Source organism: Acidobacteriota bacterium (genome assembly GCA_012517875.1).
In the GTDB taxonomy this organism is placed as follows: Bacteria; Acidobacteriota; JAAYUB01; order JAAYUB01; family JAAYUB01; genus JAAYUB01.
This window is the reverse complement of the sequence record JAAYUB010000017.1, coordinates 144,476-164,296: the sequence shown is the minus strand read 5'-3', so window position 1 is coordinate 164,296 and position 19,821 is coordinate 144,476. Positions and strand designations below refer to the sequence as shown.

Here is a 19,821-nt window from a genome sequence, read left to right as displayed (position 1 = left end):
CACACCGGCTGTCGCCGGGGGAGGATCAGAGAAATGCGGGAACACACAAACTGTCCAGATTTGGAAGAGATCGCCGCCTGGGCCGACGGCCGCCTGGCCGAGGACCGGCAGCGAATGATCGTGGATCATCTGGACCAGTGCCCCGACTGCTACGACCTGGCAGCGGGGGCCATCGCGTTCAACCAGGAGGTCGTTTCCGCCTGGCAGACGCCGGCGGCGGCCCCGGTCCGCGACTTCCGGGCCGCGCCCCGCTGGGCCGTACCGGCCGCGGCTGCGGCCGCGCTGTTGCTGGCCGCCGTCCTCATCGCGATCGCGCCCATCCGGATGGCGGGTCCGACGCCGACAGCGGTCGTCCCGGTTGTCCCGGCGACGCCCGTCGCCGCACCGGACCAGGCAGTGCCGGCGCCATCCGGTCGTGACACTGTCGGCGAGGATCGTCTGGCGGAAGTCCAGCACCCGGCAACTGTCCTGTCTTCTGTCCGGGCGGCAATGGCTGGACCGGCTACGGTTCCCTCTGCCTGGGCGGCGGAGATCCGGCTGCCGGACGGTGCGGCGTACGGATTCGGCGCTCCGCCGGCGGACGGCTGGTTTGCGCTCGGCCTGCGCTGGGTGGAGGCTGAGCTGCACCTGCGGGCGGGCGACCCGGTGGCGGCCGCCGAAACGCTGGCCCACATCCGCCGTGATCTGGATCGACTGGGTGGAACGGCCGAACTGCGGTCCGGGTACGACCGCGCCGAAGTCGGCCTGCGCCAAAACGAGATGACGGAACTGCCTGAGGCACTCTTCGACCGGACCCTCACCGCCGGCGGCGCCCGCGGCGCGGCCCGGATGGAACTCGGCGCCTGGGTCGGCGGCGGCCGAATCGCCGTGCGAACCGGCTGCGGCGCATATTTCAAGCACGCCGAGATCGATCGCCTCGTGGCCGATGTGAGTGCCGCAGGCGGACCGCCGGGCGTCGCCGCCGCATTCGAAGAAATCCGCCGCCAGATCGATGCCGGGCTGCCGAACACCGCGTCGTTCCGCCGGATCGATCGCGCCCTGGTGGATATCGGACTGCTGGTGCGCGGGGAATGACCATGCGCCGACTTCTGCTCGCGAGCGTCATCCTGACCGGCTGGGCGATGACACTTTCCGCCCAGGACGCCAACCCCGCCGATTCGGCGGGTTGGTGGATCCGGAACTTCGGCTTGCTGACCATCCAGGAGGAACCGCTGGTGGGCCGGGCGGAACAGGTGTTCGGGCGGGTGGCAGCCGCCGCCGACAAGAAAGGGAACCGCCTGCCCGGTCTGGTGGTGATTCGAGGTGACGGCGACCCCCATGCCGTCGCTCTACCCGACGGCAGCATCGTCATGTCTGCCGGCGGCCTGCGCCTGTGCTACCGGGATGTCCCACCCGCCGACGGCGACGCGCGGCTGGCCTTCCTCCTCGGGCACGAACTGGCCCACCTGGCTAAGGACGATTTCTGGCATCGTTCCGCATTCATGGCGCTTCAGAAGTATCCGGGCGCCGAAGACCGGCGCCAGCTGTTGGAGGAGCTGCTGGGCCAGGCCGGCGGCGCAGCCGACTCGGGCGAGTCTATCCGTAGCGTCGTCCGGGTCAAGGAGCTCCAAGCGGACAGCTATGGTCTCGTCTACATGACCATCGCCGGCTACGATCCGGCGGTCATCCTGGGCGGGGGCCAGTCGTTCTTCGAACAATGGGTCCGTCAACTGCCGCACGCCGCCGCCGAAGGCGGCGAGCATCCCTCCCCGGCGGACCGGGCCGTTTTTCTGAGGAGCCAGATGGTTCAGGTGGTTGAAGAGTTGGATTTGTTCCACTTCGGCGTCCGGCTCGCCCAACTGGGCCGCTACGAGGACGCTGTACGGCTGCTGGAACGCTTCAGCCACCGTTTTCCGGGACGCGAGGTGTTCAACAATTTGGGCTTCTGCTACTACGAGCTGGCGAGGCAGACGCCGGCGTTCCAGAGCCATGCCGACAGTCTGCGCTTCAAGCTGCCGGCACTGCTGGACCCGTACACGCCGGCGGGCCGCTACGAGCTCCGGCGCCAGGAGGGACCGGAGTACCGGCAGGACCCCCTCTTCAGCGGCCGGCTCGACCAGGCGATCCGGTGCCTGCGCGAAGCGGCCGACCGGGACCCGTTCTACGTGCCGGCGCGGGTGAACCTGGCGTCGGCGTTCATCCTGAAGGGGGAGTACGCCCGGGCCCTGGCCGCCGCCGAAGACGCATCGAAACTGGACCCGGCGGACGCCGCCGTCGGCGTGGCCAAGGCCGTGGCGCTTTACCTGCTGGGCGACAACAGCGGGTTGAGCACCTCCGGCGCCGCCATTGAGCTGCTCAAGGGGATCATCGAACGTCGTCCCGACAGCGCGGCGGCCGTGTACAACCTGGCGGCCATCCTCGCCGAGCGGGGACGGGCTGCCTCGGCTCGCGAGGCCCGGCAGGCGTTCCTCCGGATCGAGACGACGGGACCGCACGCTGACGAAGTGCGCCGTGTCCTGGGCCTGCCGCATCCGGAACGGGCCGCCCGCCAGAGTCCCGGTTTGCAGGTGTTTTACACCGAGCGGGTGCCCGTGGGCGAGGTGACAGACGAGATCGAGCGGCGGCTCAAGCCGATGCGGAGGATCCCGTTCGACGTGGGGGATTTCGCCGGCAACGTTTACCGCGGGGACGGCTTGCGGATCCTGGAGCTGGACTATTTCGTCGAACTGGTCGAGGACGGCGCCGTGGGCGTGTCCGACCGCCAGGCCTGGCTGGACCGTTTCGGGCCGCCCGACCGGTTGATCCGTGTGGGCGGCGGGGAGTTGGCGGTGTACCGCACCTTCGCCCTGGATATCGCGGAAAACCGAGTCCGTGCCGTGGTCCGTTTCGCGGAGTGACTCTTTCGCTCCGGATCCACCGACATCGTCAGCTGGTCCCTTTAATGACGGGGAGCATCTGTTCGAAAAATTCGCCCACCCGGGTTTCGTGGTAATACTCCCCGGCCGGACGGATGAATCCCACATGGCCACCCCAGCGAGGGGTTTCCAGGAACAGGTTGGCATTGGTTGCGGCGGCGGCGACCGGGTGGCACTCGGGGGTCAGAAAAGGGTCGTCCCGCGCGTTGAGCACCAGCGTGGGCACCCGGATCGCCGGGAGAAACGGCAGGCTGGACGCACGCGCCCAGTAGTCGGCGGCGCAGGCGAAGCCGTGGACGGGCGCCGTGTAACGATCATCGAATTCCTCGAAGTTGATGATGCCTTTGTAATCCGCCAATCGCACCTGGTCGGGGAACCGGACGGCCTTGGCGGCGATTTTCCCAATGAGCCGGCGGATGAACCGGCGCATGTAGAGCCGGTTGGTCGGCCGGGCCAGGCGGCGGGCCGATGCCGCCAGGTCGCACGGGACCGACACGGCCGCCGCCATCCGCAGACGGTCGGGCAAGGCGGAGGAGGCTTCGCCAAGGTACTTGAGTGTCACGTTGCCGCCCAGGCTGAAACCCACCAGGGCGAGATCCCGGTAGTCTGCTGCGGCCATCCGCGCCAGGACCGCCGCCGCGTCGTCGGTGTCACCGCTGTGGTAGGAGCGGAGCAGGCGGTTCGGCTCGGCGCTGCAGCCGCGGAAGTTCAGCGCCGCCACGTCCCAGCCCCGTCGGCCCAGGGCGCGCACCATGCCCAGCACGTAGTGGGACCGGCTGCTGGATTCCAGCCCGTGCAGAATCAGCGCCGCCCGGGGAGCGCCGGTGCGGCGCCAGTCCACGTCCACGAAGTCGCCGTCGGGGAGCTCCACCCGTTCGCGCCGATACACCACGCCGTCCACGCGCCGGCACAGGGCGGGGTAGATCGTCTGGAGGTGGCCGCTGCGCAGCCACACGGGGGGGCGGTAGGAGCTGGCGCTCAGATGGGGCATGTTCCGTCTACCATCTCCGATTCCAACATCTGATGATAGGCCGGTTTGGCGGTGCCGTCATGGAAAATGTGGGCTGGGTCGCGCCGGATCGGCCCGTTGACATCCGCTGGCGGGGCGGTATCATGGATGCATGGACCCCCATCCTGCTGAACCGGCTGTTCCGACGGGCCAAGCCGTCTTGCCGTCCCGGCTTGCCTGGTCGTCCCCGCTGGCCATCGCCGGTTGGCTGGCACTGACCAAGCTGCTGATCCATTTCTTTACCAACGGCCAATATGGCTATTTCCGGGACGAGTTGTACTTTCTCGCCTGCGGTGAACACGTGGACTGGGGATACGTGGACCACGCCCCCATGGTCGCGTGGATGGCCTGGCTGAGCCGCGCGCTGCTGGGCGACTCCCTGTTCGCCATCCGGTTCTTCCCGGCGGTGGCCGGCGCGGCCAAGGTCTTCTTCACCGGCGCCATGGCGCACGAGCTGGGGGGCGGGCGGCTGGCGGTGTTTCTGGCCGGGCTGGGCGCTCTGGCGGCGACCATCTACTTCGGCATCGACACGCTCCTGTCCATGAACGCCCTGGAGCCGCTGTTCTGGGTGGGCGCCGTCTGGTGCGCGCTGCGGGCGGTCCGGCTGAGCGAGCCGCGCTACTGGGCGGGATTCGGCGTGCTGCTCGGTCTCGGTTTCATGAACAAGCACTCGACCATCTTCTTTGCCGCGGCTCTGGTGGCGGGATTGCTTCTGACCCGCGCGCGGCGGGCACTCGCCAGCCGATGGTTTTGGATTGGCGCGGCGCTGGCGGTCGTCATCATCCTACCCAACGTGATCTGGGAATGGCGCCATGGCTGGGCGACCCTCGAGCTGCTGAAGAACGTTCGCGCCACGGGGAAGAACGTGATCCACCCCCCGCTCGAGTTTCTGATCCAGCAGGTGCTGATCCTCAACCCAGTCACCCTGCCGCTCTGGCTCGCCGGGATCTGGTTCTACCTCGCCGACCGGGAGGGCCGGCGCCACCGTCACCTCGGTCTGGCGTTCCTTATATTCTTGGGATTGATGATCGTCATGCACGCCAAGCACTATTACCTGGCCCCCGCCTACCCGATGCTGCTGGCCGCCGGAGGTGTCTGGTGGGCCGTCCGGCTGGAACGCGTCCGCGGGTTGCGTTGGCTGCGGGCGGCGTACCCCGCGCTGCTCGCGGCCACGGGGGCGGCGTTAGCCCCGCTGGTTCTGCCCGTCCTGCCTGTGGCGGCGATCCCGCCCTACATGGCGGCCCTGGGCCTGCAGCGACTCAAGACCGAGGTGGCCCATGAAGGCCCCTTGCCCCAGCACTTCGGGGACATGTTCGGCTGGCCGGAGATGGTGGCGACGGTGGCCCGGGTGTACCACGGCCTGCCGGCGGCGGAACGAGCGCGAACCTGCATCTTCGCCGGCAACTACGGCGAGGCCGGGGCGATCGATTTCTTCGGCGGCCGTCACGGCCTGCCCAAAGCCATTTCCGCCCACCAGAACTACTTTATCTGGGGTCCGCGCGACTGCACCGGCGCGGTGGTCATCCTGCTTCAGGTGAGCCGCGAGGACGCCCTGGAAGTGTTCAGCCGGGTGGAGGAGGCCGAGCGGGTGGGGCATCCGTGGGCCATGGCCGAGGAGCACTTCACCATCCGGGTGGGCCGCGATCCGAAGATCCCGCTCGGTGAACTCTGGCCCCGGATCAGGCACTGGAACTGAGCGCCGGCGCAACCGTAGCGGACGCGGGAACCGGGCCAGGAATTGAACGGAGGAAGCGATCCATGTGTTGCCGCCGTTGGTTGATTCTGATCATGCTGGTAGTGGCGGGAGCATTCTGCTTGCCGGCGACGTACTATGTCTCGCCCGCCGGAAGCGACGGCGGTCCCGGGTCGTCCGCCCAGCCGTGGCGTACCCTGCAGCGCGCCGCCGACCAAGTCCAGGCGGGGGATGTCGTGCTCGTCCGCAGCGGGGCCTATGCCGGTTTCCGTTCCAAATCCTCCGGCGCGGCGGGGCAGCCCGTGCAATTCAGGGCCGAAGCCGGCGCGTCCGTGGTGATCAACACGGCGGGGCCGGACAACTGGCACGGCAGCGTCATCAACATCGAAAACCACGACTGGTGGCTGGTCGACGGATTCGAGGTCACGGGCGCCACGGGATCGGCCGGCATCGACATCCGCGAGGCGGACCACGTGGTCATCCGCAACTGCCACTGCCACCACAACCAGAAGTGGGGCATCTTCACCGGTTTCGCCGAGGCGTTCACCGCCGAGTTCAACGAGTGCGCCTACTCCAGCCAGGAGCACGGCATCTACCACAGCAACAGTGGCGACGACGCGGTCATCCGCCACAACTACTGCCATCATAATCGCGGCTGCGGGATCCAGATCAACGCCGACCCGTCCATGGGCGGCGACGGGATCTGCTCGGAGGCCCGCGTGGAGTACAACGTGGTCACCGCCAACGGCGCGGGCGGCGGGGCCGGGATTAACCTCGCGTCGGTGCGGACGTCCCGCATCACCAACAACCTGATCTATGGGAATCAGGCCGGCGGGATCGCCCTGTGGGACGACGGCCAGGGCACCCAATGGGGCTGCCGGAACAACCTGATCGCCCACAACACGGTGCACATGCCGTCGTCGGCGCGATGGGCGCTCAACATGATCAACGGCTCCACCGGCAATCAGATCCTCAACAACATCCTCATTCACGACGGTTCCCGCGGCGGTTTGGAAACGGACACGGGCAGCCTGAGCGGCCTGGTGAGCGACTACAACATCATGACCCGCATCAGCCTGGACGACGCCTTCCTGACGCTGGCGGCGTGGCAGTCGGGCTCCGGCCAGGATGTCCACTCGGCGTCGCACACGGCAGCGGAGCTTTTCATCGATCCCGGCGGCGACCACCACCTGCCGGAACCGGCCTGGGCGGTGGATCACGGGCTGACGCTTGTTGGGGTCGCGGACGACCTCGACGGCGTGGCCCGGCCCCAGGGAGCCGCCTCGGATATCGGCTGTTACGAGCGGCCCGCCGGCGCGCTCGTCGGCGACTTGAACGGGGACGGCGCCGTGGACAATGCGGATGCCATCCTGCTGGCTGACTACCTGGCGGGAAATCTCCGGTCAGACGACCTGGCCGCCGCCGCCGCGGACCTGGATCAGGACGGCGCCATCGATGCGGTCGATCTGACGATCCTCAAGCGATTGCTGTAGCCGCAACACCGCTGGACCGGGCAAGGGCGCATCGGCGCAGCGGTGCCGCTCAGTAGCTGGTAGCGGTCAGTTTCACCTTGCCGCGGAAGATCCAGTAGATGCTGATCGTGTAGGCGATCACCAGCGGCATCCCCAGCAGCGCGATGACCAGCATGATCCCCAGCGTCTGGGGCGAGGAGGCGGCGTTGTACACCGTGAGACTGTGTGCCGCGGCCGGGTTGGAGAAGATCAGGTTAGGATACATGCCGATGCCGAACAGGGTCAGCAGGGCGAGTACGGCGGCGCACGACGACAGAAAGGCGTGGAACTCGCGGCCGTGATGGATCTCGCGGGGGATGTTGGCGATGGCCAGCATGTTCAGCAGCGCCACGAGAAAGAGAACCGGGTAGCGCTTGATGGTGTCGGTCATGTTGGGTACGTACAGCAGGGTGGCCATGGTGGTGGTCGCGTAACAGATGATGAAGCCGATGATGGTGTGGTTCACCCAGCCGCGGACCTTGGCTTGCAGCTCGCCGTCGGTCTTCATCACCGTGTAGATGGCGCCGTGCATCATGAACAGCGCCACAGTGGTGACGCCCACCAGCAACGCATACGGGTGCAGCAGGGCGAGAAACGAGCCGGCGAACTCGTACCGTTCGGTCAGCGGGATGCCCCAGGCGATGTTGCCCAGCGCGATCCCGATGAGCAGGCTGGAGACGACGCTGCTCACCGCGAAGCTGATGTCCCACATCTGCCGCCACCGCCGCCCGGGCTGCTTGGAGCGAAACTCGATGGCCACCGCCCGGAAGATCAGCGCCACTAGCAGCAGCATGAACGCGAGATAGAATCCGGAAAAGGCCGTGGCGTACACCTCCGGAAACGCCGCGAACAGCGCGCCGCCCCCGGTGACCAGCCAGACCTCGTTGCCGTCCCAGACCGGGCCGATGGCGTTGATCATGATCCGGCGCTCGGTGTCGGTTCGGGTGAACAGATGCAGGGCCCCGACGCCCAGGTCGAACCCGTCCAGGACGGCGTAGCCGGCGAACAGGACGCCCACGAGGATGAACCAGATCGTGTTCAGGTCAAGCAGCGTGCTCATGCCCGTTGTCCCTCCCCCGCGGTGTCGTCTTCGACGGGCCCGTGCTGGATCTTCTCGTTGAGCAGGTAGATAAAGAGTATGAAGAGCAGCAGGTAGACCAGGCCGAACAGGATGATCGACGTCAGCACCTCGCCGGCGCCGACCACCGGCGACAGGGCGTCGGTGGTGCGCAGCAGACCGTGGACGATGTACGGCTGGCGGCCCACTTCGGCCGACGCCCAGCCGGCCTGATTGGCCAGTTGGGGACCCAGCACAGCGAAGACCAGAATCCACTGCAGCCAGCGCGTCTCGAACAACCGGCCCCGCCACCACATGAACAGGCCGAACCAGGACAGCGCCAACAGCGCCATGCCCAGCGCCACCATGAGGTGGTACGTCTGGAACACCAGGTTGACCGGCGGCCGCTCACCGGGCGGCACCGCCCGCAGCCCCGCCACCGGCGCAGCCGGGTCGCCGTGGATCATCCAGCTGAGCAAGCCGGGCACGCGGACGCCGAAGCGAACAGTCTCCGCGTTCTCGTCCACCCAGCCGAACAGGTAGAGAGGTGCCGGGGCGGACGCCTCAAAGTGCCCTTCGTACGCCGCCAGCTTCACCGGCTGGTTCCGGCTCACTCCCATGGCGCTGGAATGGCCCGTCGCCAGCTGCATCAGCGAGGCGAACGCCGCCACCACCAGTCCCACCTTCATCGAGATTTTCGCAAACTCCGTATGGCGCCGGTGCAGCAGGTACCACGCGCTCACGCTGAGCACGAAGAACGCCGCCGCCTGCCAGCCGCCCAGCACCGCGTGGCTCAGCCGGTCCAGGGTGGACGGATTGAAAACGACTTGCCAGAAAGCGACGATCTCGGCCGGGGGGCCGTTGGGGCCCATGACGACGTGATGCCCGGCAGGGGTCTGCTGCCACGAGTTGGCCACGATGATCCAGACGGCGCTGAAATGGGCGCCGGCAGCGACCAAAATCGTCGAGATGAAATGCATGCGCGGGCTGACCTTGTCCCAGCCGAACAGGAGGATGGCCAGGAACCCGGATTCGAGGAAAAACGCAAACACACCCTCGGCGGCCAGGGCGCTGCCGAACACGTCGCCCACGAAGCGGGAATAGGCCGACCAGTTGGTCCCGAACTGGAACTCCATGACGATGCCCGACGCGACGCCCAGGGCGAAAATCAAACCGAAGATGCGCACCCAGAAGCGGGTCATCTGGTGAAACAGTGGATTTTTGGTCTTCAGATACATCCCCTCCATGGCCACGAGGATGACACCGAGGCCGATGCTCAGGGGCGGAAACAGATAGTGGAAAGCGATGGTCAGGGCGAACTGCAGTCGGGACAGGAACAGTACGTCCATCGTGCGCTCCATGCGTCCGGATTGCGGACGGCCGGTGAAACTCGGATACCGTTGGGTCGAATAACAGATTATCGTTTTTCAGTCCGGGAATCAAGCGCGGCGGCGATATGCGGCGCGACGGCTCAAGCGAGCCAGCGGTAGAACGCCATCCCTAGCAGTTCGGTCATGGCGGTTACGCTCTTGCGGAAATTGTCGGCGCTGGGGAAAAAATCCAGGTAGTTCAGCCGCCGCTTGCGCTCGGCCTGGAGGTTGGCCGGGTAGCCGGTGCAGTCGACGCCGACCCGGCGGAACAGATACAGCGCGCGCGGCAAGTGGTAGCCCGATGTGACCAGCACGGCCCGGCGGAAACCGTGCGCATCCATCAGGCGGCGGACGTTCACGGCGTTTTCGGCGGTGTCGCGGCTTTCGGATTCCAGGATGATATCTGAGGCGGGTACGCCCAGATCCATGAGCAGTCGCCGGACCACCGGCGCTTCCGGCTCGCAGCCGGCCACTGCGCCGCCGGAGAAGATGATGGGCCGGGGTTGCTGCTGGTGGATGCGCACGGCGTCCACCACGCGGCCCATGGCGTCGGGCGCAGGCGTGCCGGTGCCGGAAAAATCGGGCACGCCCTCCACGAGTCCCCCGCCCAGCAGGACGATCACGTCGGCCGCGACGACCGCGGCCGCATCCCATCCCTGCATCTCGACGAGGTCCAGGAACCGGTTGGCGGTGGCGCCGATGGACAGCAGATAGAGCAGCAGCGCCCCGCCCAGCAACCACCAGCCCGAGCGGCGGCGGTGGGCGAGCCGCCAGATGCCCCAGGCGGCGAACACCGCCACCAACAGCCCGGGCGGCAGGATCACGGCTCTGAGCAGTTTTTTCAGGAAAAACACCGGCGCTGTCTCCGGCCCGCGATTGCCGCCGTCGGCGCGGGTGCGGCTATTGTAGGAATTCCCGGAGGCAAATGCAACTTCGGGTGGGCCCGAAGCACCTCGCGGCCTGGCGGCCGCGAGTTCGCGCTGCACGACCGCGGTGATCTGGCGCCGGCCTGGAGTGCGTCGATACGTCTGCGCTCTGGTTTTCTGCGGAGCGAGCGCCGGGATCTGGCTTTCCGCGACTAACCGTACGCCGCGTCCGCCGGACGCGGTTCGCTGAATCTGCACGATCCGTGGGATCGGATCGCTCGCTCCCGCGGCCCGGCCGCGCCGGGGCGGTGGAAATGGGGCAGAGCCAAGGACACGAGACGAAGCCAAGGACACGTGACAGAGCCAATGACCCTTGGGAGAATATGGCTGTTCCCCTGTGCCGTTCGGCACAACCCGGAATGGGGCCATACATGGGGCCCCCCATCGTCAGCCTTTCCCCGTTGCTCCTGCAGAGCTCGGCCGCACGGACCCGCGGCGGACCCGGACCTGTCGGTCCTGGCTACACGCCGCCGCTGGTGCGGCGGGATCGTACCGCGGGCCGCGTTCGGCGAACGCGGCATAGGGCAGTGGCGCGAGTACTGCACGTTCGTGCCGTGGCTGAACTCGCGGCCGCCAGGCGGCGCGGTACATCGGGCCGCGTGCGTCAAACGCGGCATACGCCCGTACATCACAAAGCGGGGTATCGGAGCCAGAGCACCCCGGCGAAAGGCACGCCGAGGCGGATGTATCATCACCGCCTCAGAACGCCTGCTGTCGCAACTCCTCGCGGATGCGCCGGATCTCCTCGATCTTCTGATCGATCTTGTCGAACAGGTCGCGCCGGGCCTTGATCCCCTCGCGGGTGAGAAAGGCGACGGCTTCGGACCGGGTGTGGCAGACGCCGGCTTCCAGCAGTTGCTCCAGACGATGCACCGACTCGTCGTCCAGCCGGACCGACACGATGAGCTGTCGGTGCACGGCCTTCGCCTCATCTATGATTTTCTCGGCCTGGCGCCCCAGCTGTTCGCTGATTTCGGTGGCCGCCTGTTTGGCCGAGCCCACGAACTCCTTGAAATCCGATTTGACCTTCTGACGGGTTTCATCCTTCATGATGGTTTCTCCTTGCGACGTCGCGCGGCGGTTGTCGTCACCAGATCGAAATCAGTCAATCGATGCGTCTAAGCGTGCCGTACACGAGCCGTGTTTGACGAACTGTTGAAATATAGCATACATGTAATAATAATACATTAAATATTATTACCATTCTTTTCGTTTTGGGCCGGGCGCCGCGGCGCGCTAAGATCATGCATTGCATATCATCGGAGTCCCTGCCCGGCGGTTCGCGGCGGGGCGCACAAGGAGGCCGGGCATGGCCAGGTACAAGCTGCTGCTGGAGTACGACGGCACCCGTTACGGTGGCTGGCAGTTGCAGCGGAACACACGCACCGTCCAGGGTGAAATGCTGGCCGCGGCCCGGTCAGTATTCGGCGTTGAGGAACTGGAACTCCTCGGGGCGGGCCGGACGGATGCGGGTGTCCACGCCCTGGGCCAGGTGGCGCACATCGAGGTATCCAAATCCCGCCCGCCGGACGAGATCATCCGAGCGTTCAACGACATTCTCCCACCGGACATCACCGTGCTGCAGGTGTGGCCGGTGCCGCCCCGCTTCCACGCTCGCTACCATGCCCGGTCACGGAGCTACTTGTACCAGGTGTCGCGTCGGAAAACGGCGTTCGGCAAGCGGTACGTCTGGTGGGTCAAGGATCCGCTGGACCTGCCGCGCATGCGGGCCGTGGCCGCCCGAATCGTCGGCCGGCACGACTTCCGCTCGTTCGTCGACAAGCGACTGGAGGACAAATCCACCAAGATCGAGCTGAGCGAATTCGAGCTCCGCGAGTGCGGCGACCTGATCCTGTTTCGGGTGAGTGGCACCCATTTCCTGTGGAAACTGGTCCGGCGCCTGGTGGGCACGGTGGTGGCGGTGGGCGCCGGCCGGCTCACCCGGGAACAGGTTGATGCGTACTTCGACGGCCCGTCGCCTGAGCCCGCCCGCTGGACCGCACCGCCCTCGGGGCTCTTCCTGGAGTGCGTGCGGTTCGCGGATGATCCGCCGCCCGGCGAACTCCGCCCGGTGCTCCGGCTCGAGCGGGTGGTGCGCGGGGCCGGGCTGCCGGACGAGCCATGCAAATCCCCGACGGCGCCGTGTGCATCCAATCCGGCAACGCGCCGCCCGACCCGGCCAGAAGCTGGGTGACGGCGGTGAGCGACTTTGACCGAATGGCCCCGCGATGATCAATCGTTGGATCCGGTTTATCGACGAGCTGACCCGGCAGCCCGGCGCCGATCGCCAGCAGTATCTCGACCGGCGTTTCCCCGGCCTGCAGGAACGGCTCGGTTTCCCGGTAGTGGGCGAGGACCGGGCGGTCTTTGTCTTTCGTGGATCCGCCCGGCGGGTCGCCGTCACCGGTGACATGACAGGCTGGCGGCGGCGGCTGCCGCTGTCCCGAATTCCCGGCACCGACCTGTTCACACTGGAGATGGCATTCGAGCCGGCGGCGCGTCTGGACTACAAGTTCGTCGTTGACGGGGAGTGGCGGATGGATCCGCTCAACCCCCGAGTGATCTCCGAGGGAGGCGGTGAGAACTCGGAACTGCGCATGCCCCGGTACCGGTCCGCACCCGAAGCGGACCTGGACGCATCGGCGCCATTGGGGCCGCGCGAGTCGTTCCGGGTGCGCAGCCGACAACTGGCCGGCTCGCGCCGCGTCACGGTCTGCCTGCCGGCGGCCTACACGCCCCGGCGCCGCTGGCCGGTGGTGTGCTTCCACGACGGCGCGGAGTATCTGGCGCTGGGCCTGGCCGACCGGATCCTCGGTTACATGGAGCAAGTCGGCGAACTGGCGGCGGTAGGGGTCTTCATCCACCACGGCGACCGCACCCGGGACTACACGGTGAACGCCGCCTATGCCGATTTTCTCGCCGAGGAGCTGCTGCCGGAGCTGGCCGGACGCTACAGCCTGACGCGCGAGCCGGCCCGGCGGGTGATGGCCGGCGACTCACTGGGCGCGCTGGCCGCTGGCTATGCCGCCTATCGCCACCCGGGCGTGTTCGGCGGCTGCGTCTGCCAGTCCGGCGCCTTCAACCTGGCCTATCCGCCGGCAAGGCGCTCGCGCTTCCTGAAGCAGGAGCGGGAGCCGTTCGGGCTGAAGGTGGCCGAGGCGCTCCTCCCCACGCGCTTCTACCTCGTTTGGGGCAGTTACGAGCGTGCCATCTGTGGACTGGATTTCGTTGCGGCCAACGAGCGCTTCGCCGCCGATCTGCGGCGCAATCCCACGGTCCGCGGCGTGATGGAGCGCGTGCTGCCCCAGGGGCACAGCTGGGGATTGTGGCGGGACACCCTGCGTGACGGGCTCCGCTGGAGTTTCGGCGGACGGAGTGCCGGCCGAAACGCCGACCGCGGCCCCGCCGCTGAGTGACGAGGAAAACGCCCATGGCGCGCAGGGCAGCCCCTATCCGGAATCCGGCAGACGCAACGGAGCGCCGCGTGCGCGACCCGCGGCATTCCGTAAAGCTGCTGCTGGCCGTGGCGGTGGCCCTGTCGGTGTCGGCCCACCTGCTGTCCCGCCTGCTGGAGGTGTGGATTCCGGTTCTCCGGCAGTCCCTCAGTCTCAGCCTGATCGTGGAGCTGGCCATCCTGACGGCGCTGCTCGGGCCGGTGATCGCCCTGTTCCGGCCGGCCATCCGGCACGTGATCCGCTGGTTTGACGCCGAACGCGAGCTCGAGGACTCCAAACTCCGCTTCGAGACGCTGTTCGCCCGTTCCGGCATCGGCGTGTTCATGGTGGGTCTCGATGGGCGGATCCTCCGGGCCAATGACGATTTTCAGACCATGACCGGCTATTCCGAGCGCGAGTTGCGCGACATGGGACACGCCGAACTGCTCCATCCGGACGATCGAACCCGGCACGAGCGCTACTACCAGGATTTTCTGAAGGGGCGCATCGACCGGTTCACGCTGGAGGCGCGCTATGTCCTGAAGTCCGGCCGAACGCTATGGTCCCGGATGCACGCCGCCATGCACCGGGACGCCGCCGGGCGGCCGCAGTTCGCTGTGTGCATCACGGAGGACGTGACGGAGCGCCGGAAGGCGGAGCAGCATCTCCGCCAGACCGCCAAGATCATCGAGAACACCGAGGAAGGCGTGGTGGTGACGGACGCCGACGGACGGATTCAGTTCGTCAACCCCGCTTTCACGGCCATCACCGGTTATGCGGGGGACGAGGTTCTCGGCCAGACCCCGCGCATCCTCAAGTCCGATCACCACCCGCCCGAGTTCTACCGCAGCCTCTGGCAGCAGTTGATCGCCACCGGGCGATGGGAGGGCGAGATCTGGAACCGCCGCAAAAGCGGCGAAGTGTACCCGCAATGGCTGACGATCTCCTCGATCCTCGACGACCAGGGCGGGGTGGCCCAGTATGTGTCGGTATTCCATGACATCTCGGAACAGAAACAGCGCGAGGCGCTGATCACGCACCAGGCCTTCCACGACGCTCTGACCGGCCTGCCCAACCGGGTTCTGTTCACCGACCGGCTGACCTTGGCGCTCGCCCACAGCCAGCGGCTGGGCCGATCCATGGCGGTGCTGTTCGTGGACATCGACCGATTCAAGGTGGTCAACGACACGCTGGGCCACCTGGTGGGCGACCGGTTGCTGCAGGAAGCCGCCCGGCGCCTCCAGCGGTGCGTCCGCGGCGAAGACACGGTCGCGCGCATGGGGGGCGACGAATTCACCGTCATCCTGCAGGAGGTGGACGAATCCGGTGCGCGGCGGATCGCCAGCCGGATCCTCGAGGAACTCGCGACGCCAATCAGTATCGACGGTCAGGAGCTGCACACGGCCGCGAGCATCGGAATCAGCATGGCACCGGCGGACGGTCAGAGCGCCGAGACCCTGATGAAGCATGCCGACATCGCTCTGTACAAGGCCAAGGACGGCGGTCGCAACCAGTTCTTTTTTTTCAGTTCCGAGCACAACGGCCGCTACGTCAGCGATCTGAACCTGGAGCGCGACCTGCGGCGGGCGGTGGAGCGGGGGGAATTCGAGATTCACTTTCAGCCCCGCGTCAACCTGGCCTCGGGACGCATCGGGAGCGCCGAGGTGCTCGTGCGGTGGCGCCACCCGGAGCGGGGCCTGATCGGCCCGGGGGATTTCATTCCGCTGGCCGAGGAGACTCGGTTGATCCTGCCCATCAGCCAGTGGGTGTTGCGGGCGGCCTGCACCCAGGCCGTGGCGTGGCGAACGGCCGGGTATCCCGCCCTCCGCCTGGCCGTCAACATCTGTGCCTGCCATTTCCATAAGCCGGGCTTGCCGGAACAGCTCGCGGCGCTGCTGCAGGAGACCGGGCTGCCGCCGGACCAGCTGGAACTGGAGATCACCGAGACGGTGGCCATGTGCGACCTGGAAGCCAGCGTCAAATTGCTCGAAGCGCTGCAGGCCCAGGGTATCCATCTGTCGATGGACGATTTCGGCACCGGCTATTCGTCCCTCGGCTCGCTCTCCCGTCTGCCGGTGCAGTCTCTGAAGCTGCACCGCTCATTTGTCGAAAACGTCGAGTGGGACCCGGAGCGGGCGCGAATCCTGCGGCTGGTGATCGTGCTGGCGCACACCTTGGGTGTGAAAGTGGTGGCCGAGGGGGTGGAAACCATCCGCCAGGTGGACCTGCTGCGGGATTACCGCTGCGACGAAGTGCAGGGTTTCCTGTTCAGCCGGGCGCTTCCCGCGGACGATTTCCGCGAGGCGTTCCTGACGCACCCGGACCGCCTGGTCGCCTGGCCCGTGGTTGAGCTGTCGACCAGGCCGTCGGACGACGTTCCGCCTGTCGCCTGAGGGTGACATTTCCGCCGGGCCGCGACCGTTCGATGGTATGATTCGAGCGTCAGCGCAAATTGCGCCAAGGAGGACAGACGATGGCGCTCAAACAATGGGCAACGCCTCCCCCGATGCAGATCGATCCCGCGAAAAGCTACCGGGTGTCGCTCGAGACGGACAAAGGAATCGTCGAACTGGAGCTCCACGCCCGGCATGCGCCCAAGACGGTGAACAACTTCGTGTTTTTAGCCCGGGAGGGCTTCTACGACGGCATCACGTTCCATCGCGTGATCGCCGACTTCATGGTCCAGGGCGGCGATCCAACGGGGACAGGACGCGGCGGTCCCGGCTACCGCTTTGAAGACGAGTTCAAGGACAATCCGCTCCGGCATGACAAGGGCGTGATCTCGATGGCCAACGCCGGGCCCAACACAAACGGCAGCCAGTTTTTCATCACCCATTCGCCCCAGCCGCACCTGGACGGCCGCCACACGGTTTTCGGCAAGGTCACCGCCGGCCAGACGGTGGTGGACGCCATCCGGCAGGGAGACCGCATCATCCGGGTGACCGTCCGGGAATCCTAACGCGCCGCCGGAGCCGGCCCAATCGGCATTGTCAGCGAAAGAAACACGTCCGGGTCGAACGCGCGGCCGCCTCATCCGTTTGTATGGGTAGACACCATACGAAGGGGAGGTGGATCGTGCGCGACGAAACGTATTGGCCGCGGGAGGAACTGCGGGTGGCCGTGCGTGTGCCGGTCATGATGGAGGTCACCGGGGACCGGGGAGAGGTGTTCTTTCTAGACTCCGTCACCGCCGATGTTTCCCGGAGCGGCTGCCGACTGGATCTGGGCGGACCCGCTTTGTTTCCCAACTGGCTCGAACTGGGCAGACCGTTCCGCGCCTCGCTCAATTTCGGCAGGCAAACCCTGAATGCCTGGGTGGCCGTCATCTGGCAGCACGGCGTCCAGTGCGGGATCCAGTTCGTGGACCGGGACAAACACTGGGTCATGAATTGAAAAACCCGGGGCCGGTGGCCCCGGGTCAATGAGTGTCGGACATCAGGCTGACTCGTCGGGGCCAACGGGTGGGTCCGGCAGCCGACCAGGGTGTCATGCCCGCGGGTCGGACCGACTCACACGCTTGCGGCGACCTGCCGGCTGGGCGATTCCGGCGGCGGGGGCGGCGCCGGAGCTTTGTCCGGCTTGGCAGGCGGCGCCGGCGGTGCCGGAGCGTCGGGCGGCGCCGGTGGAGCAGTTGCGGCCGCCTTTTTCGGGGGTGCCGGCGGTTTGGGCGGCGCCGGCGGTTCGGGCGGTTCGGTGTCCCGGCCGAGGTCCAGATCGATATCGATATCGAGATCATCGAGGCCGCTCAGCAACTCATCCATATCTCCAACCAGGTCGTCCATGTCGCGGGTCCAGTGGTCCGTATGTCGGCGGTAAGCTTCCACTTCGAGCCGGGCCAGCTCCTGGGCCGTTTTCCGGATCTCCTCGATCAGGGGCTGCAGCTTGGCCGTGAAATCGGCTTTCACCGTTCGGGCGGCGGCGCGCAGCTCCTCGCGGGACTGGCGGACGCGCTCCGCGACGGCCCGTCGGGCTTCCGTGGAATTGCCCGCTTCGCGCAGCTCCGTTTCCAACCGGGCTTGCAGATGCTCCATCTTGGCCTGGAGCGCCCCGTTGATCTGTTGGCCGACCGCATCGATCTTCTGCTCCAGAAATTGCAGCTTCTTTTCAAGCTGCTCCCGGTGCGCCTCGAGCTCCTGGCACTTCTTCTCGGCGGCAGCCTGCTCTGCTTTCAGGCGAGCCTCATCCTTGGCGGCCGGCGCCGATTGCGGCTGGTCGGTTGGCGTTGCCTCGGCGGGCTGGGCATCAGGTGGAGGCGCTCCGATGTCGGTGCATGCTGCTGTAGGAGGGGGGAGGATGTCCGGTTCCGTGATCTGCAGGAAACTCAACTCACGGGCGAACAACAAGGCCGTCAGCCCCAGCAGCACGATGGCGCCCAAGAGCAGCCATCGGCTGGGGCGGGGATTATGATTGCGCTGTTTATCGAGTAACATTTCAATTCTCCTCCTGAGGATTTGGCGGGTGTGCACCGCGCCGGGCGAGGGCATGGCGGCGCCGACACCGGCGGCCAGTTCCAGAACCCGGGACAGGCACAAGATATACGAACGGCGGCGGCCGGTGGCGGAGACCACCCAGTCGTCACAGGCGATCTCGCGCTCTTCGGAGAGACGACGACCGATCCAGCGCACCGCCGGTTGGCAGAAAAAGAGGGCCGTGACCACCTGCTGCAGCAGGTTGGCCCAGTCGTCCCATCGACGCAGGTGGGCGGCCTCGTGCAGCACCACCTGGCGGAACTCTTCGGGTGTGAGGCGGTTGACCATGGCTTCGGGGAAGAGGATGAGGGGACGCAGGAAGCCGGCGACGGTGGGGATGGTGATCCCGGGCGCCACCGCCAGGCGAAAATTCCGTTGAAACGCGCCCCGGCGCAGTGCCAGCTCGTCCGCCAGCCGAGGCTCCGGCTCAATGAGTCGGGCCCGGCGGCGAAAGCGCTGCAGCCGCAGCCAATGAAATCCGAGGCGCAACATGCCCCCGGCGGCGCCGACGACCCAAACCAGCATCAGGGTCAGAGACCAACTGCCACCGGGGACCACCAGCGGCGCCCAGCGCCCGGAATCCGGTGCCGTTTCAGCGACAGGCGGCCGAGCCCGCGGCGGTCGTGTCGGAGCCGGGAGCTGACCGGGCATCAGGGCGGTGGCGGACATCGTGTCCGGGAGGTCCACCGTGGGTTCACCCCGTGCCGGTGCGGGTGGGTTCCGGAAGGCGGGGGGCTTCGAGGAAAGGGCCATGAAGCCGAGAGTCAATCCCACGATCGCCGCCAGCGCCACCCACCACACCCCATAGCGGGTGCCGGCGTTCAGTCGTCGCCCGAACCGAAGAATCACGGCCACCCCCAGGGTCAGGAGCAAGCCGGCGATCAGGCCGTTGATCAAGCCGGCGGCCGCAGGGCGAGCCAGCGAATCCATGACGAAGACGGGATCCATCAGGATTCCTCCCCCTCAGTCTGGTCGATCAGCTCGCGGATCCGGGTCAGCTCGTCGCTGGTCAGCGATTCGTGCTCCAGCAGGTTCTGTACCAGCAGCTCCGGTGAGCCATCGAAAAACCGGCTGACCATGTGGTGCAGGGCGTGGCGGCGCGCGTCGGTCCGCTCGGTGGCCGGATGATACAGGTGCGCGCGCCCCTGTTTGGTGTGTTGGACGTACCCCTTTTCCTCCAAGATCCGCAGGAAGGTCAGGACGGTGTTGTACGCCCAGCCCCGCTCGGCGCTCAGGGCGGCCACCACGTCGCCCACGGTCGCCGCGCGGCGCTCCCAGAGCACTTCCATGATCTTCAGTTCGGCGTCGGTGAGGGTTGGAGATTTCTTGCGGGCCATGGGATTTGTGTCCTTATAACTAATTCTTTAATATTTCGATTTCTATTCTCTGTCGGCTGGTTTGGATTGTCAACTAATTTCTTAATACTAATACGCAGTCTGAATTGTCCAGGTTGCAAAA

Annotated in this window: 16 protein-coding genes; 9 read left to right on the top strand and 7 right to left on the bottom strand. The window is 66.7% G+C overall.

Annotated features, from left to right (window positions below):
- Positions 1-33: 33 nt before the first annotated feature.
- Entirely contained in the window at positions 34-1,074 is a 1,041-nt protein-coding gene (locus GX414_02350; protein ID NLI45930.1) for a zf-HC2 domain-containing protein, read from the top strand.
- 2 nt (positions 1,075-1,076) lie between these two features.
- Positions 1,077-2,876 carry a tetratricopeptide repeat protein gene (locus tag GX414_02345; GenBank protein NLI45929.1) on the top strand — a complete coding sequence of 600 codons (1,800 nt, stop codon included), beginning with the start codon at positions 1,077-1,079 and terminating at the stop codon, positions 2,874-2,876.
- Positions 2,877-2,904: 28 nt separating this feature from the next.
- On the opposite strand, the gene GX414_02340 is transcribed toward GX414_02345, so the two are convergent.
- Positions 2,905-3,885 carry an alpha/beta fold hydrolase gene (locus GX414_02340; protein ID NLI45928.1) on the bottom strand — a complete coding sequence of 327 codons (981 nt, stop codon included), beginning with the start codon at positions 3,883-3,885 and terminating at the stop codon, positions 2,905-2,907.
- Between the two features lie 130 nt (positions 3,886-4,015).
- On the opposite strand from GX414_02340, the gene GX414_02335 reads away from it, so the two are divergent.
- Entirely contained in the window at positions 4,016-5,599 is a 1,584-nt protein-coding gene (locus GX414_02335) for a glycosyltransferase family 39 protein (protein NLI45927.1), read from the top strand.
- A gap of 62 nt (positions 5,600-5,661) precedes the next feature.
- Entirely contained in the window at positions 5,662-7,089 is a 1,428-nt protein-coding gene (locus tag GX414_02330; GenBank protein NLI45926.1) for a DUF1565 domain-containing protein, read from the top strand.
- Between the two features lie 49 nt (positions 7,090-7,138).
- Here GX414_02330 and cydB read toward each other — a convergent pair whose 3' ends face one another.
- From cydB to GX414_02310, 4 genes are all read right to left on the bottom strand, one after another.
- Entirely contained in the window at positions 7,139-8,167 is a 1,029-nt protein-coding gene (gene cydB, locus GX414_02325) for a cytochrome d ubiquinol oxidase subunit II (GenBank protein NLI45925.1), read from the bottom strand.
- Positions 8,164-9,513, bottom strand: coding sequence for a cytochrome ubiquinol oxidase subunit I (locus GX414_02320; GenBank protein NLI45924.1), 1,350 nt, complete (start codon positions 9,511-9,513; stop codon positions 8,164-8,166). The genes cydB and GX414_02320 overlap by 4 nt, the downstream gene beginning before the upstream one ends.
- Positions 9,514-9,635: 122 nt before the next feature.
- Complete coding sequence (locus tag GX414_02315) at positions 9,636-10,388, bottom strand: YdcF family protein (GenBank protein NLI45923.1); 753 nt, start codon at positions 10,386-10,388, stop codon at positions 9,636-9,638.
- 771 nt (positions 10,389-11,159) lie between these two features.
- Positions 11,160-11,510, bottom strand: coding sequence for a hypothetical protein (locus GX414_02310; GenBank protein NLI45922.1), 351 nt, complete (start codon positions 11,508-11,510; stop codon positions 11,160-11,162).
- A 259-nt stretch (positions 11,511-11,769) separates the two neighbouring features.
- Between GX414_02310 and truA the strand changes: the two genes are divergently transcribed.
- The 5 genes from truA (at position 11,770) to GX414_02285 (ending at position 17,287) form a co-directional block, all read left to right on the top strand.
- Entirely contained in the window at positions 11,770-12,654 is an 885-nt protein-coding gene (gene truA, locus GX414_02305) for a tRNA pseudouridine(38-40) synthase TruA (protein ID NLI45921.1), read from the top strand.
- A gap of 34 nt (positions 12,655-12,688) precedes the next feature.
- A complete protein-coding gene (locus GX414_02300) occupies positions 12,689-13,876 on the top strand; it encodes an esterase family protein (GenBank protein ID NLI45920.1) in 1,188 nt (395 codons plus the stop codon).
- Between the two features lie 68 nt (positions 13,877-13,944).
- Positions 13,945-16,287 (top strand): EAL domain-containing protein, encoded by a 2,343-nt coding sequence (locus GX414_02295; protein NLI45919.1) that lies wholly within the window; start codon positions 13,945-13,947, stop codon positions 16,285-16,287.
- Positions 16,288-16,367: 80 nt separating this feature from the next.
- Positions 16,368-16,853: a peptidylprolyl isomerase gene (locus tag GX414_02290; GenBank protein NLI45918.1), complete on the top strand. Its 486-nt coding sequence runs from the start codon at positions 16,368-16,370 to the stop codon at positions 16,851-16,853.
- A 116-nt stretch (positions 16,854-16,969) separates the two neighbouring features.
- Positions 16,970-17,287 (top strand): PilZ domain-containing protein, encoded by a 318-nt coding sequence (locus tag GX414_02285; protein NLI45917.1) that lies wholly within the window; start codon positions 16,970-16,972, stop codon positions 17,285-17,287.
- Between the two features lie 116 nt (positions 17,288-17,403).
- Here the strand turns inward: GX414_02285 and GX414_02280 are convergent, their stop codons facing one another.
- Entirely contained in the window at positions 17,404-19,311 is a 1,908-nt protein-coding gene (locus GX414_02280; GenBank protein NLI45916.1) for a hypothetical protein, read from the bottom strand.
- Positions 19,311-19,700: a BlaI/MecI/CopY family transcriptional regulator gene (locus tag GX414_02275; GenBank protein NLI45915.1), complete on the bottom strand. Its 390-nt coding sequence runs from the start codon at positions 19,698-19,700 to the stop codon at positions 19,311-19,313. The genes GX414_02280 and GX414_02275 overlap by 1 nt, the downstream gene beginning before the upstream one ends.
- Positions 19,701-19,821: the final 121 nt, after the last annotated feature.

Excerpts from the sequence above, each read along its gene's own strand:
- GX414_02350 (NLI45930.1), top strand. The coding sequence starts at position 34 with ATGCGGGAACACACAAACTGTCCAGATTTGGAAGAGATCGCCGCCTGG.
- GX414_02345 (NLI45929.1), top strand. The coding sequence starts at position 1,077 with ATGCGCCGACTTCTGCTCGCGAGCGTCATCCTGACCGGCTGGGCGATG.
- GX414_02340 (NLI45928.1), bottom strand. The coding sequence starts at position 3,885 with ATGCCCCATCTGAGCGCCAGCTCCTACCGCCCCCCCGTGTGGCTGCGC.
- GX414_02335 (NLI45927.1), top strand. The coding sequence starts at position 4,016 with ATGGACCCCCATCCTGCTGAACCGGCTGTTCCGACGGGCCAAGCCGTC.
- GX414_02330 (NLI45926.1), top strand. The coding sequence starts at position 5,662 with ATGTGTTGCCGCCGTTGGTTGATTCTGATCATGCTGGTAGTGGCGGGA.
- cydB (NLI45925.1), bottom strand. The coding sequence starts at position 8,167 with ATGAGCACGCTGCTTGACCTGAACACGATCTGGTTCATCCTCGTGGGC.
- GX414_02320 (NLI45924.1), bottom strand. The coding sequence starts at position 9,513 with ATGGACGTACTGTTCCTGTCCCGACTGCAGTTCGCCCTGACCATCGCT.
- GX414_02310 (NLI45922.1), bottom strand. The coding sequence starts at position 11,510 with ATGAAGGATGAAACCCGTCAGAAGGTCAAATCGGATTTCAAGGAGTTC.
- truA (NLI45921.1), top strand. The coding sequence starts at position 11,770 with ATGGCCAGGTACAAGCTGCTGCTGGAGTACGACGGCACCCGTTACGGT.
- GX414_02300 (NLI45920.1), top strand. The coding sequence starts at position 12,689 with ATGATCAATCGTTGGATCCGGTTTATCGACGAGCTGACCCGGCAGCCC.
- GX414_02290 (NLI45918.1), top strand. The coding sequence starts at position 16,368 with ATGGCGCTCAAACAATGGGCAACGCCTCCCCCGATGCAGATCGATCCC.
- GX414_02280 (NLI45916.1), bottom strand. The coding sequence starts at position 19,311 with ATGGATCCCGTCTTCGTCATGGATTCGCTGGCTCGCCCTGCGGCCGCC.
- GX414_02275 (NLI45915.1), bottom strand. The coding sequence starts at position 19,700 with ATGGCCCGCAAGAAATCTCCAACCCTCACCGACGCCGAACTGAAGATC.